This window comes from Ruegeria sp. HKCCD6157 (genome assembly GCF_013110685.1).
Classification (GTDB): Bacteria; Pseudomonadota; Alphaproteobacteria; order Rhodobacterales; family Rhodobacteraceae; genus Ruegeria.
The window spans coordinates 16,683-29,555 of sequence record NZ_WVRB01000011.1 but is presented as its reverse complement, the minus strand read 5'-3'; the positions used below and the strand labels follow the sequence as shown (position 1 = coordinate 29,555).

The following is a 12,873-nucleotide window of genomic DNA, read 5'->3' as shown; positions in this document are numbered from 1 at the left end:
ATGGCAAAGGGACGCAATATGTCGAATTACATCAAGCTGATCGTGCTTGGTCTGATCGCGCTGTTTGCAGCGATCGGAACCAATTATGCACGCGATTTGGCGTATCAGGTACATGCACTGCTGGTGATGCTTATCGCCGGTGGCCTGTTTATCTGGACGCTTCGAAACACTGACGAGCCAGATATTCTAGTCGATCGCTCGGGCGAATACATGGATGACGTGATCCGCTATGGCGTGATCGCAACCGCCTTCTGGGGCGTGATCGGGTTTCTGGCAGGGACCTTCATCGCGTTTCAGCTCGCCTTTCCGGTGCTGAACTTTGAATGGGCACAGGGGTATCTGAATTTCGGTCGTTTGCGTCCGCTGCATACGTCGGCAGTGATTTTTGCCTTTGGTGGCAACGCGCTGATCGCAACGTCGTTCTACGTCGTTCAACGTACCAGCGCCGCGCGTCTTTGGGGCGGCAATCTGGCCTGGTTCGTTTTCTGGGGCTATCAGCTCTTCATCGTGCTGGCGGCGACGGGCTATGTTCTGGGCGGAACGCAGTCCAAGGAATATGCCGAGCCTGAATGGTATGTCGATCTGTGGCTGACCATTGTCTGGGTCGCCTACCTAGCCGTGTTCCTGGGCACGATCGTCAAGCGGAAAGAGCCGCATATCTATGTGGCCAACTGGTTCTACCTGGCCTTTATCGTCACCGTTGCGATGCTGCACCTGGTCAACAACATGACCGTTCCTGTCAGCATCTGGGGTTCGAAATCGGTCATCGTCTGGTCGGGCGTACAAGACGCCATGATCCAGTGGTGGTACGGCCACAACGCGGTGGGATTCTTCCTGACTGCCGGCTTCCTGGGCATGATGTACTATTTCATCCCGAAACAGGCCGAACGCCCTGTATTCTCGTACAAGCTGTCGATCATCCACTTCTGGGCACTGATCTTCCTGTATATCTGGGCTGGTCCTCACCACCTGCACTATACCGCGCTGCCTGACTGGGCTTCGACGCTGGGCATGGTGTTCTCGGTGGTCCTGTGGATGCCATCCTGGGGTGGTATGATCAACGGTCTGATGACCCTGTCGGGCGCATGGGACAAGCTGCGCACTGACCCGGTGATCCGGATGATGGTGATCTCGGTCGGCTTCTACGGCATGTCCACCTTCGAAGGCCCGATGATGTCGATCCGCGCGGTGAACTCGCTGTCGCACTACACTGACTGGACCATTGGTCACGTGCACTCGGGCGCGCTGGGCTGGAACGGTATGATCACCTTCGGTGCGCTGTACTTCCTGGTGCCCGTCCTGTGGAAGCGTGAGCGTCTGTACTCGCTGCAAATGGTCAGCTGGCACTTCTGGCTCGCCACCATAGGTATCGTGCTTTACGCCGCGTCGATGTGGGTCACCGGTATCATGGAAGGCCTGATGTGGCGCGAAGTGGATGCCAACGGCTTCCTGGTGAACTCGTTCGCCGACACCGTGGCTGCCAAGTTCCCGATGTATGTGGTGCGTGCTCTGGGTGGCGTGATGTTCGTCGCCGGTTCGCTGATCATGTGCTACAACCTGTGGATGACTGTGCGGAAGGCACCGGCCAAAGAGGCCAGCCTGACCGTCGCGGTCCCGGCTGAATAAGGAGGGCCGGAGCAATGGCAATTCTCGACAAACACAAGATCCTCGAGACCAACGCGACCCTCCTGCTGATCTTCAGCTTTCTGGTCGTGACCATCGGTGGCATCGTTCAGATCACCCCGCTGTTCTATCTTGAGAACACGATCGAAAAGGTGGAGGGCATGCGCCCTTATACCCCCTTGGAAATGGCGGGGCGCGAGATCTATATCCGCGAAGGCTGCTATGTCTGCCACAGCCAGATGATCCGCCCGATGCGGGATGAGGTCGAACGCTATGGCCACTACTCGCTGGCGGCGGAATCGATGTACGATCACCCGTTCCAGTGGGGGTCCAAACGGACCGGACCGGATCTGGCGCGTGTCGGTGGCCGCTATTCTGACCAATGGCATGTCGACCACCTGCGGGATCCGCAATCCGTTGTGCCTGAATCGGTGATGCCGAAATACGGCTTCCTTGAACATCGCAAAATTGACGGCAAGTACATCGGTGATGTGATGGCCGCCAATGCTCTGGTCGGGACGCCTTATTCCGAAGAGATGCTGGAAAACGCACAAGCCGACTTCCTCGCTCAGGCTGACCCGGACAGCGACTATGACGGGCTGCTGGAGCGCTATGGCGACAAGGTCAACGTGCGCAACTTCGACGGCCAGCCCGATTTGACCGAAGCTGATGCGTTGGTTGCCTATCTTCAGATGCTGGGCACGTTGGTCGATTTCTCGACCTTCACCCCGGACGCAAGCCGCTAAAGGAGGATCGTGATGGAAGAATACACAATCCTCAGGCAGTTCGCGGATAGCTGGATGCTGCTGCTGTTGTTCGCCTTCTTCGTTGGTATCGTCATCTGGGTTTTCCGCCCCGGTGCCAGCAAGGAATACAAGGACACCGCCAACATCCCCTTCCGGCATCAAGACAAACCCGCCACATCCAAGGAGGCGCGGCAATGAGCAAGACACCTGAAAAACAGCCGGGTGATCCGAACACAACCGGGCACAGCTGGGACGGGATCGAAGAGTTCGACAACCCGATGCCGCGCTGGTGGCTATGGACCTTCTACGCCACTATCTTCTGGGGCGTGATCTACACGATCATGTATCCAGCATGGCCCCTGGTGCAGTCGGCAACCGCCGGCGTCATGGGCTGGTCTTCACGGGCTTTGGTCCAGCAGGAGATGGTCGCATTCGAAGAGGCAAACGCACCCTGGAACGCCAAACTGGTGGAAACACCGCTGGAAGACATCGCGAAGGACGCTGAGCTTCAGCAATATGCCGTGAACTCTGGCGGTGCCGTGTTCCGTACCTGGTGCGCACAGTGCCACGGTTCCGGTGCACAGGGCGCGCCGGGTTTCCCGAACCTGCTGGATGACGCCTGGCTGTGGGGTGGTACGATGGAAGATATCGTCTACACCGTCAGCTATGGTATCCGGAACGAAGAAAGCGACGATGCGCGCTATTCCGAGATGCCTGCCTTCGGTGAAATCCTGGAGCATGACGAAATCACGCAGGTGGTTCAGTATGTCATGTCGCTGAGCAACGCTCAGACTGATGACGCGGCGGCACAGGCGGGCAAGGTTGTCTTCGAAGACAACTGCGCGTCCTGCCATGGTGAAGATGGCAAAGGTGACATCTTCCAAGGGGCGCCGAACCTGACCGACGCGATCTGGCTTTATGGCGGTAGCGAAGAAGCTCTGACCGAAACAGTGACTTACAGCCGCTTTGGTGTCATGCCGCCCTGGGATACCCGACTGACCGAGGCGCAGATCCGTGCGGTTTCCGCCTATGTCCACCAGTTGGGTGGTGGCCAGTAAGACCTAGAGGGCACCTTCGGGCGGTTGGCCGCCCGAAGGCTGTAGCACCGGCTGTTCCATCTGTTCGCGCGTTTCCTGAACAGCCGGTGCTTTTTTACACTGAATTCCTGTTGTTTTGCCATTCCGTTCTTTGCAACGACGGCTGATCACCCGCGTCCGGGCAGGGCTGACCCGGGGCTGCGACAATTGGTCGGCACTTGGAAAACTGCATGTACCACGTGCAACTGGTATCGCGCCACAAGTAGATTTTCCGCCAAAATGGGCTGAAAATCGGGTAAAATACCTGATTTCCAGCGCCGGCAAGATGGGCTGATATTCAAAAGATGTTTGCTCGATGCGCTTTTTGACCCATGTCAAAGTTCGCCTAGGCATGATCTGGAACAAGACGTCTTCAGAAGACCCATTTGTGGAGCCAGCCATTGAGCGATTCCGATCCCGCCCCCAGCCTTTACGCCGCGCGTGAGCCGATTTTTCCAAGACGTGTTTCGGGGCCGTTTCGAAACCTGAAATGGATCATCCTCATCGTGACACTGGGTATCTACTATGTGACACCCTGGATCAGATGGGATCGCGGCCCCAGCCTGCCTGATCAGGCTGTCCTGCTGGATCTTGCAAATCGACGTTTTTATTTCTTCTGGATCGAGATCTGGCCGCACGAATTCTACTTTGTCGCTGGTCTGCTGATCATGGCAGGTTTGGGTCTGTTCCTGTTTACGTCCGCTCTGGGTCGCGTTTGGTGCGGATACGCATGCCCGCAAACCGTCTGGACGGACCTGTTCATTCTGGTCGAGCGGTGGATTGAAGGAGACAGAAACGCCCGCCTGCGCCTGCACCGTCAGGAAAAGCTCGATTTCCGAAAGGCTCGCTTGCGGATCACCAAATGGGCGGTCTGGTTTCTGATCGGTTTGGCGACAGGTGGTGCCTGGGTGTTCTATTTCGCGGATGCACCTACGCTGGCCCGTGATCTTGTGACGGGCAACGCGCATCCCGTTGCCTACACGACGATGTTGATCCTGACGGGTACAACCTTCTTCTTCGGCGGGTTCGCCCGCGAGCAGATCTGTATCTATGCCTGCCCATGGCCGCGCATTCAGGCGGCGATGATGGATGAGGACACGCTGGTTGTCGGCTATCGCGAATGGCGGGGTGAACCGCGCGGCAAAGGCAAGCGGACGGCCGATTCTGAATTGGGGGATTGCATCGACTGTATGGCCTGCGTGAATGTCTGCCCTGTCGGAATCGATATTCGGGATGGCCAGCAGCTGGAATGCATCACCTGTGCCCTTTGCATCGACGCGTGTGATGACATGATGGCCAAGATCGGAAAGCCACGAGGGCTGATCGACTACATGGCGCTGAGCGATGAAGAGCATGAGCGATCTGGCGAGCCCGCCAAGAATGTCTGGAAGCACATTCTGAGGCCGCGTACGATCATGTACACCGCATTGTGGGCGCTGGTCGGGTTCGGGCTGTTGTTTGCGCTCTTCATCCGTTCTGACATCGATCTGACTGTTGCACCGGTCCGCAACCCCACTTTCGTCACCCTGTCGGACGGTACAATCCGCAACACCTATGACGTTCGTCTGCGCAATAAGCACGGTGAGGACCGTCTGTTCAAACTGTCTTTGGCGGGCGATCCGGCGATGCGACTGGAAATCGAGGGAACCAAAATCGATACTGTGAATGTTACGGCGGATACGGCACAATTGACCCGTGTATATATCGTGGCCTCCCGCGATAGCGATCCGGCCGCAGCAGAGGCGACACCAGTACGGATCTGGGTCGAAGACCTCAGCAGCGGCGAACGCGCCTACAAGGACACCACGTTTAACGGACGAGGGAACTGATTATGGCCGAACGTAAATTCACCGGAAAGCACGCTTTGGCCGTGTTTGTCGGCGCTTTTGGCGTGATCATCGCGGTGAACCTCGTGCTGGCGTACAATGCGGTGAAAACCTTTCCCGGGCTGGAGGTCAAGAACTCCTACGTCGCCAGTCAGGAGTTCAACGAACGCCTGAAAGAGCAGCAAGCGCTGGGCTGGACTGTTCGGGCTGAAACCAAAGGCGGCCTTCTGATCCTGCACATCACCGACGAAAGCGGTGCGCCGGTTGAGGTGAGCGAATTGCAGGCCGTGGTCGGCCGGGCAACCCATGTGCGCGACGACTTCGTGCCGGATTTTACGTTCGACGGTACAGCCTATGCCACGCCTGCTACACTGGGCAAGGGCAATTGGAACATCCGATTGGTGGCGCGTGACGGAAACGGTGCCGAATTCTCGCAGCGCGTCCCGCTTTACGTGAAGGGGTAAGCATGACGGCTCAGCTTTCATCCGGCACAGCAGCCTGTCCGGGCTGCCTTGCGGCCCCGGCAGAACCGGCCCGGCCCATACCGGAAGATGTGCAGATCGCCTTGTCTCTGCCGGGTATTCATTGCTCGGCCTGTATCGCGACGGTCGAGCGTGAACTGAACGCGTATCCCGGCGTCGAAGACGCCCGGGTGAACCTGACGCTCAAACGCGCGATGATCAAAGCCACGCCGGAAACGCGTGCAAGCGATCTGATCCCGGTGCTTGAACAGGCAGGATTCGAAGCACACGAGCTTGATCCGGGGGCTTTGTCCGCAACGCAGACAGACAAGGCCGGGCGTGATCTTTTGATGCGGCTGGCCGTGGCCGGGTTTGCATCCATGAACGTGATGTTGCTGTCGGTGTCGGTTTGGTCCGGTGCGACGGATGCAACGCGGGACATGTTCCACTGGATTTCAGCGGCCATTGCGCTGCCGGCCATTGCGTTCTCGGCCCAGCCGTTCTTTGCCAATGCCTGGAGCGCCCTGCGCGTGCGACGGCTGAATATGGATGTGCCGATTGTGCTGGCGATCCTGTTGGCGCTGGTCACGTCGCTGTGGGAAACCGCGTTGAGCGGCGAGCATGCCTATTTCGACGCAGCCCTGACATTGACCTTCTTTCTGCTGGCCGGACGGTATCTGGATTACCGCACCCGTGCCGCGGCGCGATCTGCGGCCGAGGAATTGACCGCGTTGGAAGTTCCCCGCGCCATTCGTGTCGCCGATGGGGTTGAAGATGAAGTTCCCGTTGCCGAGTTGCGCGTCGGTGATCTGATCCTTGTGCGACCGGGTGGGCGTATGCCCGTGGACGGCCAGATCGTGTCGGGTCAGTCCGAACTGGATCGATCCCTTCTGACGGGTGAGACGGTGCCAGTCTTTGCCGAAGCCGGGCAGGTTGTGAGCGCGGGTGAAGTCAACCTGACGGGTCCGTTGACAATCCGGGCAACGGCGGTGGGTGAAGACACGTCGCTCCATCGTATGGCTGATCTGGTCGCCATTGCCGAGTCTGGCCGGTCCCGGTACACCTCGTTGGCCGACAAGGCCGCCAAGCTGTATGCGCCGGGTGTTCACATTCTGTCGGCGCTCAGCTTTGTTGGGTGGTACATCTATTCCGGTGACTTGCGCACGGCGCTGAATATCGCGGCGGCTGTTCTGATTATTACCTGCCCCTGTGCGTTGGGTCTGGCCGTGCCAGCGGTAACCACGGCCGCGTCGGGCCGGTTGTTCCGCAAGGGAATGCTGATCAAGCACGCCACGGCACTGGAGCGGCTGTCCGAAGCTGACACGGTTGTATTCGACAAGACGGGCACGCTGACATCCGGCGCACCCGAACTGGTCAATCTGGCAGACCATGCACGCGCCAAGATCGAGGTCGCTCTGGCGCTGGCCGAGGCTTCTGCGCATCCCTTGTCCGTATCATTGGCAAAAGCGGCGCGTGCGGCAGGGATCAAACCAGCAAATGTGCGGGGAATAGCCGAGGTTCCCGGTTATGGCACCGAGGGCGAATTCCGTGGTCAACGTGTTCGTCTGGGGCGGGCGGCCTGGGTCGGCGCGGATCAGGGCACCGATACTTCGGCCTGGCTGGCAATCGGCGAGGACGCACCCGTGGCCTTCCGGTTCTCGGACGCGTTGCGCCCGGGCGCCGCTGAGGCGGTGGACGCCCTGCGTGCTTCGGGCAAGCGTGTACTTTTGATTTCAGGGGATTCGCAGGGGGCGGTGCGCGCCTTGGCCGAAAAACTGGGAATTGCGGATTGGATCGCCGAGGCTTTGCCGCAGGACAAGGCAAGACGCATTCAGGATCTCAGCGATGAAGGTCACAAAGTTCTGATGGTTGGCGACGGGTTGAACGATACCGCCGCTTTGGTCGCGGCGCATGTGTCGATCTCTCCGGCCTCTGCGCTGGATGCGGCGCGGGTCGCGTCGGATATCGTGCTGTTGGGCAATGATCTTTCGCCCATTGCGGATGCGTGTGACACGGCCGTCAAAGCCACCAGACGCATTCGCGAAAACTTCCAGATCGCAACCGTTTACAACGTGATCGCCGTTCCTCTGGCCGTGATCGGACTGGCGACACCGCTGATCGCGGCCTTGGCGATGTCGACCTCGTCCATTACCGTGTCCCTGAACGCGCTGCGGCTGAGGTAACCTGAATGGAAGTGCTTGCTTATCTGATCCCGATTTCCCTGTTTCTGGGGGGCGTTGGTCTGGCGGCCTTCGTATATACCGTTCGCACGAACCAGTACGAAGACCCAGAAGGTGACGCGCGCCGGATCCTGAGCGACGAATGGGATGACAAACCCAAACCCTGAACGAATGCCCCATAGAGGCAGAGTTGAACCAACTGCCCTTGAAATTGCCGCAATGCCCGGCTATGTCCGGCCCATCCGCTAGCAGAGAGAACACGCCAAATGGCCACCACCAATCCGATCCAGTTCATTCAGCAAGTCCGTGCCGAAGTCTCCAAGGTCGTCTGGCCGACCCGGCGCGAGGTGCTGTTGACCACGGTAATGGTCTTCATCATGGCGGCGCTGACGGCTGTATTTTTCGCTTTGGTCGATTTGGGTATCCGGGGTGGTCTTCAACTGATCCTGGGTGCTTTCAGCTAGACGGGATCAGCGCGCTGAAACGTCTCTGCCCCCTTGCGCTGCGGGCAATGTCAGAGTAGGTGACGCGGTACTATTCGGAATGGGCGTGTGGCGATTCGGGCTGCGCGCCGCTTTTTATTCCGGATGGCGTGACAAGATTTTAATGACGGGTGTGTCCGGTACGCTTGATGCCCCGAAGACAAACAAGGACGACAGGTTCATGGCGAAACGGTGGTACTCGGTCAGCGTTCTTTCGAATTTCGAAAAGAAGATCGCAGAACAGATCCGCACGTCGGTGGCTGAACAGGGCCTTGAGGACGATATCGACGAAGTTCTGGTGCCCACTGAAGAGGTGATCGAAGTGCGCCGGGGCAAGAAGGTCACGACCGAACGCCGCTTTATGCCTGGTTACGTTCTGGTGCATATGGAAATGTCGGATCAGGGGTACCACCTGATCAACTCGATCAACCGCGTCACCGGTTTCCTGGGTCCGCAAGGCCGCCCGATGCCGATGCGCGACGCCGAAGTGAACCAGATCCTGAACCGTGTTCAGGAAGGTGAAGAAGCGCCCAAGCTGATGATCAGCTTCGAGGTCGGTGAGAAGGTCAAAGTCAACGACGGCCCGTTCGAAGATTTCGACGGCATGGTCGAAGGTGTGGACGACGAAAACCAGAAGCTGAAGGTTTCGGTTTCGATCTTCGGCCGGGAAACTCCGGTCGAGCTGGACTTCACGCAGGTCACCAAGCAGAGCTGAGGAAACATTCCCCGAGAATTGAAACGCCGCGATGCCAAGGGCAACGCGGCGTTTTTTGTTTGGGTATTCGCTGAAAACGTATCGACCTATTGCGCCTGAACCATGGCCGCGCGCAAGAGTTGCGGGCGGTCGGTCTGGGAAGGCAGGAACACAGCCTGCGATCCGGCATCCAGTGCCGACAGGCTCGCGTCATACCACTGCATCGCAAGATCGCGACGTTTCTGCACACCGAAGCCTTCGCGCAGATGGTGGCCAATCAGCTCGCCATAGGCGGGCTCACCCATTGCGACCAGCATCAGGGCAGACCCAAGAGCAGCATCCATGTTGTCCTGACGATAGCCAATCGCCAGGCAGACCTTGCTTGTCGCGGCAAGATCTTGGGGGCTGAGGCCCGAGTCCAGCGCCAGCTTGCGCATCTGGGTTTCAGCCTCAGTTTTCGAGTTGATAGACAGAGCATCAACCTGAGGCGCCACCATTTCACCATACGAGTCGCATTGAGCACTCACCTGATCCGGCGTGAGCCCCTGGATATCCTGAATCAGATCTTCACCGCGCGCCATCGCGTAGCTGCGGGCAAGACAGAACTGTTCGCTGAGCGCAAAGTCGGGATCCGACATGTTCGCCAGGGTCGTATAACCGCCATTGGTAGATGTTTGCAGCATGACCCCGCTACAGCGATTGGCCAGCGACGGGCCTCCGGTGCCGCCGGAAAACAGGCTCGGCAGGCTGGCAGACGTTGTTTCGGTTGTCTCCGGCTCAGGTTCTTGCGGTGTCGCAACCGGAACAGGCTGTGCCGGGGCGGCTTGTGCCGGAGCTTGCGGGGCAGTAGCCAAAGCAGATCCCGTCTGCACCTGACGGCGATACGCCATCAGAAGCGGTTGGCCCGCAAGTTGAGTCGTCGCCTGTCCACCGCTTGTGGCCCAATAGTAGGCTTGCATCAGAAAGTCATACTGATATGGCTGAAAATCATAGCCGTTTACAGGATAACCCATCGAGGCCTGATAGCGTTCGATTGCGGACCGGGTGCCGCGACCCACCTGACCATCGACCCGTCCTGCATTGTACCCGAAGTAATTGAGCGCGGTCTGAGTTTGCGCGCCTTGCGTGGTCGATGGAATACCTGACCGATAGGTGCGGTTCGATGTAGTTGTTCTCTGAGATTTTTTCTTTTGTTGGTCCTTGCCGATTGCGTAACCAACGATCCCGCCGACGACCGCACCACCAAGAAACTCTCCAGCGTCGGCCCGTGCCGTTTGAGGGATGGCAGCAGCAAGAGAAAAGGCGATGCCAAGAGTTAAAGCTAAACGAAGTATCATAATTAACCTCCACCAATAATCACAATTTTTAAGGAGTATAGCACGGTCATCTGCGTTGTGGCGAAGCAAGCGCCAATGTCGCGTTCAATTGGCGGCAAACCGGCGGTTTTACACGTCTTTGCAAATTGTTAGAGGGATTCGAAACTGCAAGGAGACACGCGTGTAATCACGCAGGCAGCAAGAATCCTCTCAGGGTTTGATTCGGTACAACCCGAATGGTGCACCAACCACTTGTCATCTCTCCTGATCCCATGTAAACGCCGCCTTTATCGTCTTCGGGCGAGATTCTCTCGTGGGAGGTTGCCGGGGTCGCGATCCCGAACCGGACCACGCAACATAATCTGGGTGAGACGCGTTTCACCCAAGTTGAAAGGAAAACCAAATGGCCAAGAAGCTTGCTGGTACAATGAAACTGCAGGTTCCTGCAGGTCAGGCGAACCCGTCGCCGCCAGTTGGTCCGGCGCTGGGTCAGCGCGGTATCAACATCATGGAATTCTGCAAGGCGTTCAACGCCAAGACCGCAGACATGGAGCCCGGCGCTCCGTGCCCGACCGTGATCACCTATTATCAGGACAAGTCCTTCACCATGGACATCAAGACGCCGCCCGCGTCTTATTACCTGAAAAAAGCAGCTGGTCTGAAGCCGGTTGGCAAGCGTAACCGTCCCCGCGGCGCGGAAAACCCAGGTCGTGAGACCGTGGCAACCGTGACCTCGAAGCAGGTTCGCGAAATCGCCGAAGCCAAAATGAAAGATCTTAACGCCAACGACGTCGAAGGCGCAATGCAGATCATCCTGGGCTCGGCCCGCTCCATGGGCATCGAGGTGAAGTAAGATGGCAAAACTCGGTAAACGTACCCGCGCTGCGCGCGAAGCTGTCGCTGGCAAGGAAAACCTGTCGGTCGAAGAAGCAGTTGCCCTGGTCAAAGCCAACGCAACCTCGAAATTCGACGAGACCATCGAAATCGCGATGAACCTGGGCGTTGACACTCGTCACGCAGACCAGATGGTTCGTGGCGTTGTCGGTCTGCCGAACGGCACCGGTAAAGCGATGCGCGTTGCTGTATTCGCTCGTGGCCCCAAGGCTGACGAAGCAAAAGAAGCAGGCGCAGATATCGTTGGCGCAGAAGACCTGATGGAAACCATTCAGGGTGGCACCATCGAATTTGATCGCTGCATCGCAACCCCGGACATGATGCCGATCGTCGGTCGTCTGGGTAAGGTTCTGGGCCCCCGCAACCTGATGCCGAACCCCAAGGTTGGCACCGTGACCATGGACGTGAAAGCGGCCGTGGAAGCAGCCAAGGGTGGCGAAGTTCAGTTCAAGGCGGAAAAAGGCGGCGTTGTGCATGCCGGTGTTGGCAAAGCGTCGTTCGACGAAGCCAAACTGGCTGAAAACGTCCGCGCGTTTGTCTCGGCTGTTGCCAAGGCGAAACCGTCAGGTGCCAAAGGCACCTATATGAAGAAAATCGCGCTGAGCTCGACCATGGGCCCCGGTGTGACCGTTGATGTAGCAGAGGCCTCGGGCGAGTAAGCCAGACAAATCTGATGTAAAGAATTGATCCCGGGTGGTGCAAACTGCCCGGGATTTTCATTTTGCCGGGTTCGGTGCGAAGATAAATCGCATGCATTTCAGTTCTGGCAATCGAACGGACCATGGCTATGGAAACTAAGCGCGAACTCCTCCAAAGATTTCTTAAGGGATTGGAAACCGGTGACGCCATGGCGGCAGCGGTTGTGAATGAAGAGAAGTACATCCAGCACAACCCTCAAACTCACGAAGGCAGCGAAGGTATTGCCGACCTGTTCGCAAGGCTGTCCAAAACCTCACCCAAGGTTACATTCAAAAGGGTTTTCGAGGATGGCGACTTTGCCTTTGCGCATATCGAGTACGATTTCAGTAGCCTGCGCGCCGCGTTTGAGGTGTTTCGGTTCGAAGATGGCAAAGCCGTAGAGCATTGGGACAACATTCAGCCCTTGCGCAGTCCAAACCTTTCTGGGCGTGGAATGCTGGATGGCCACACCGAAGTAACGGACCTGGAGAAGACGGAAGAAAACCGGGCCGCTAGCAGCATGTTTGTCACAGAGGTTCTGATAAAGCGCAGGTTTGACAGATTGGCGGACTTTGTTGCAGAGGATCTAAAACAGCACAATCCGGACATGGCCGACGGAATCGTAGCGCTCAAGAACGTGTTGGAAGGAACAAACGAAAGCGGGACAAAATTTGTCTACAAGCATTTGCATCGGGTTTTGGCAGAGGGAAATTTCGTCCTTTGCGTGTGTGAAGGGGAAAGAAATGGGGTGCATTCCAGCTTTTATGATTTGTATCGTTGGGACGCTGATCAGATCGTCGAACATTGGAGCACCATCGAAGCGGTTCCGCCGCGCGAGGAATGGAAAAACGACAACGGGAAGTTCTGAAAAGATGCCCTTGAAATTTGGGTGCTGTA

Annotated in this window: 15 protein-coding genes; 13 read left to right on the top strand and 2 right to left on the bottom strand. The window is 57.7% G+C overall.

Annotation, left to right across the window (positions count from 1 at the left end):
* Positions 1-18: 18 nt before the first annotated feature.
* The 4 genes from ccoN to ccoP are packed head-to-tail and all read left to right on the top strand — an operon-like array spanning position 19 to position 3,427.
* Entirely contained in the window at positions 19-1,626 is a 1,608-nt protein-coding gene (ccoN, locus tag GS612_RS19720; RefSeq protein WP_171642613.1) for a cytochrome-c oxidase, cbb3-type subunit I, read from the top strand.
* Between the two features lie 14 nt (positions 1,627-1,640).
* Positions 1,641-2,369 carry a cytochrome-c oxidase, cbb3-type subunit II gene (gene ccoO, locus GS612_RS19715; protein ID WP_171642612.1) on the top strand — a complete coding sequence of 243 codons (729 nt, stop codon included), beginning with the start codon at positions 1,641-1,643 and terminating at the stop codon, positions 2,367-2,369.
* 12 nt (positions 2,370-2,381) lie between these two features.
* Positions 2,382-2,567: a CcoQ/FixQ family Cbb3-type cytochrome c oxidase assembly chaperone gene (locus GS612_RS19710; protein ID WP_050605006.1), complete on the top strand. Its 186-nt coding sequence runs from the start codon at positions 2,382-2,384 to the stop codon at positions 2,565-2,567.
* Complete coding sequence (ccoP, locus tag GS612_RS19705) at positions 2,564-3,427, top strand: cytochrome-c oxidase, cbb3-type subunit III (protein WP_171642610.1); 864 nt, start codon at positions 2,564-2,566, stop codon at positions 3,425-3,427. Before GS612_RS19710 ends, ccoP begins: the two co-directional genes overlap by 4 nt.
* 3 nt (positions 3,428-3,430) lie before the next feature.
* Here ccoP and GS612_RS19700 read toward each other — a convergent pair whose 3' ends face one another.
* On the bottom strand, positions 3,431-3,847 hold the full coding sequence (locus tag GS612_RS19700) for a hypothetical protein (protein WP_171642608.1): 417 nt from the start codon (positions 3,845-3,847) through the stop codon (positions 3,431-3,433).
* Between GS612_RS19700 and ccoG the strand changes: the two genes are divergently transcribed.
* The 6 genes from ccoG (at position 3,847) to nusG (ending at position 9,109) form a co-directional block, all read left to right on the top strand.
* Positions 3,847-5,274: a cytochrome c oxidase accessory protein CcoG gene (ccoG, locus tag GS612_RS19695; RefSeq protein WP_171642606.1), complete on the top strand. Its 1,428-nt coding sequence runs from the start codon at positions 3,847-3,849 to the stop codon at positions 5,272-5,274. The genes GS612_RS19700 and ccoG overlap by 1 nt on opposite strands.
* 2 nt (positions 5,275-5,276) lie before the next feature.
* The gene (locus GS612_RS19690) at positions 5,277-5,735 is read left to right on the top strand and encodes a FixH family protein (protein WP_171638250.1); all 459 of its coding nucleotides are present in this window, start codon (positions 5,277-5,279) and stop codon (positions 5,733-5,735) included.
* Positions 5,736-5,737: 2 nt separating this feature from the next.
* The gene (locus GS612_RS19685) at positions 5,738-7,915 is read left to right on the top strand and encodes a heavy metal translocating P-type ATPase (protein WP_171642604.1); all 2,178 of its coding nucleotides are present in this window, start codon (positions 5,738-5,740) and stop codon (positions 7,913-7,915) included.
* Between the two features lie 5 nt (positions 7,916-7,920).
* Positions 7,921-8,079, top strand: a complete 159-nt coding sequence (ccoS, locus tag GS612_RS19680; protein WP_152459183.1) for a cbb3-type cytochrome oxidase assembly protein CcoS — start codon at positions 7,921-7,923, stop codon at positions 8,077-8,079.
* A 99-nt stretch (positions 8,080-8,178) separates the two neighbouring features.
* The gene (secE, locus tag GS612_RS19675) at positions 8,179-8,376 is read left to right on the top strand and encodes a preprotein translocase subunit SecE (RefSeq protein ID WP_050605011.1); all 198 of its coding nucleotides are present in this window, start codon (positions 8,179-8,181) and stop codon (positions 8,374-8,376) included.
* A 199-nt stretch (positions 8,377-8,575) separates the two neighbouring features.
* Entirely contained in the window at positions 8,576-9,109 is a 534-nt protein-coding gene (gene nusG / locus GS612_RS19670; protein WP_152459924.1) for a transcription termination/antitermination protein NusG, read from the top strand.
* A gap of 86 nt (positions 9,110-9,195) precedes the next feature.
* Here the strand turns inward: nusG and GS612_RS19665 are convergent, their stop codons facing one another.
* Positions 9,196-10,425 (bottom strand): peptidoglycan-binding domain-containing protein, encoded by a 1,230-nt coding sequence (locus GS612_RS19665; protein WP_171172544.1) that lies wholly within the window; start codon positions 10,423-10,425, stop codon positions 9,196-9,198.
* Positions 10,426-10,807: 382 nt separating this feature from the next.
* On the opposite strand from GS612_RS19665, the gene rplK reads away from it, so the two are divergent.
* From rplK to GS612_RS19650, 3 genes are all read left to right on the top strand, one after another.
* On the top strand, positions 10,808-11,257 hold the full coding sequence (gene rplK, locus GS612_RS19660; protein WP_010440985.1) for a 50S ribosomal protein L11: 450 nt from the start codon (positions 10,808-10,810) through the stop codon (positions 11,255-11,257).
* 1 nt (position 11,258) lies between these two features.
* On the top strand, positions 11,259-11,957 hold the full coding sequence (rplA, locus tag GS612_RS19655) for a 50S ribosomal protein L1 (protein WP_171233857.1): 699 nt from the start codon (positions 11,259-11,261) through the stop codon (positions 11,955-11,957).
* Between the two features lie 128 nt (positions 11,958-12,085).
* Positions 12,086-12,844: a nuclear transport factor 2 family protein gene (locus tag GS612_RS19650; protein ID WP_152459923.1), complete on the top strand. Its 759-nt coding sequence runs from the start codon at positions 12,086-12,088 to the stop codon at positions 12,842-12,844.
* Positions 12,845-12,873: the final 29 nt, after the last annotated feature.

Bases quoted from the DNA above. Each gene is read 5' to 3' on its own strand.
- GS612_RS19650 (WP_152459923.1), top strand. From the start codon at position 12,086: ATGGAAACTAAGCGCGAACTCCTCCAAAGATTTCTTAAGGGATTGGAA.
- ccoP (WP_171642610.1), top strand. From the start codon at position 2,564: ATGAGCAAGACACCTGAAAAACAGCCGGGTGATCCGAACACAACCGGG.
- ccoN (WP_171642613.1), top strand. From the start codon at position 19: ATGTCGAATTACATCAAGCTGATCGTGCTTGGTCTGATCGCGCTGTTT.
- secE (WP_050605011.1), top strand. From the start codon at position 8,179: ATGGCCACCACCAATCCGATCCAGTTCATTCAGCAAGTCCGTGCCGAA.
- rplK (WP_010440985.1), top strand. From the start codon at position 10,808: ATGGCCAAGAAGCTTGCTGGTACAATGAAACTGCAGGTTCCTGCAGGT.
- ccoO (WP_171642612.1), top strand. From the start codon at position 1,641: ATGGCAATTCTCGACAAACACAAGATCCTCGAGACCAACGCGACCCTC.
- GS612_RS19710 (WP_050605006.1), top strand. From the start codon at position 2,382: ATGGAAGAATACACAATCCTCAGGCAGTTCGCGGATAGCTGGATGCTG.
- ccoS (WP_152459183.1), top strand. From the start codon at position 7,921: ATGGAAGTGCTTGCTTATCTGATCCCGATTTCCCTGTTTCTGGGGGGC.
- GS612_RS19665 (WP_171172544.1), bottom strand. From the start codon at position 10,425: ATGATACTTCGTTTAGCTTTAACTCTTGGCATCGCCTTTTCTCTTGCT.
- GS612_RS19685 (WP_171642604.1), top strand. From the start codon at position 5,738: ATGACGGCTCAGCTTTCATCCGGCACAGCAGCCTGTCCGGGCTGCCTT.
- GS612_RS19690 (WP_171638250.1), top strand. From the start codon at position 5,277: ATGGCCGAACGTAAATTCACCGGAAAGCACGCTTTGGCCGTGTTTGTC.
- nusG (WP_152459924.1), top strand. From the start codon at position 8,576: ATGGCGAAACGGTGGTACTCGGTCAGCGTTCTTTCGAATTTCGAAAAG.
- GS612_RS19700 (WP_171642608.1), bottom strand. From the start codon at position 3,847: ATGGCTGGCTCCACAAATGGGTCTTCTGAAGACGTCTTGTTCCAGATC.
- rplA (WP_171233857.1), top strand. From the start codon at position 11,259: ATGGCAAAACTCGGTAAACGTACCCGCGCTGCGCGCGAAGCTGTCGCT.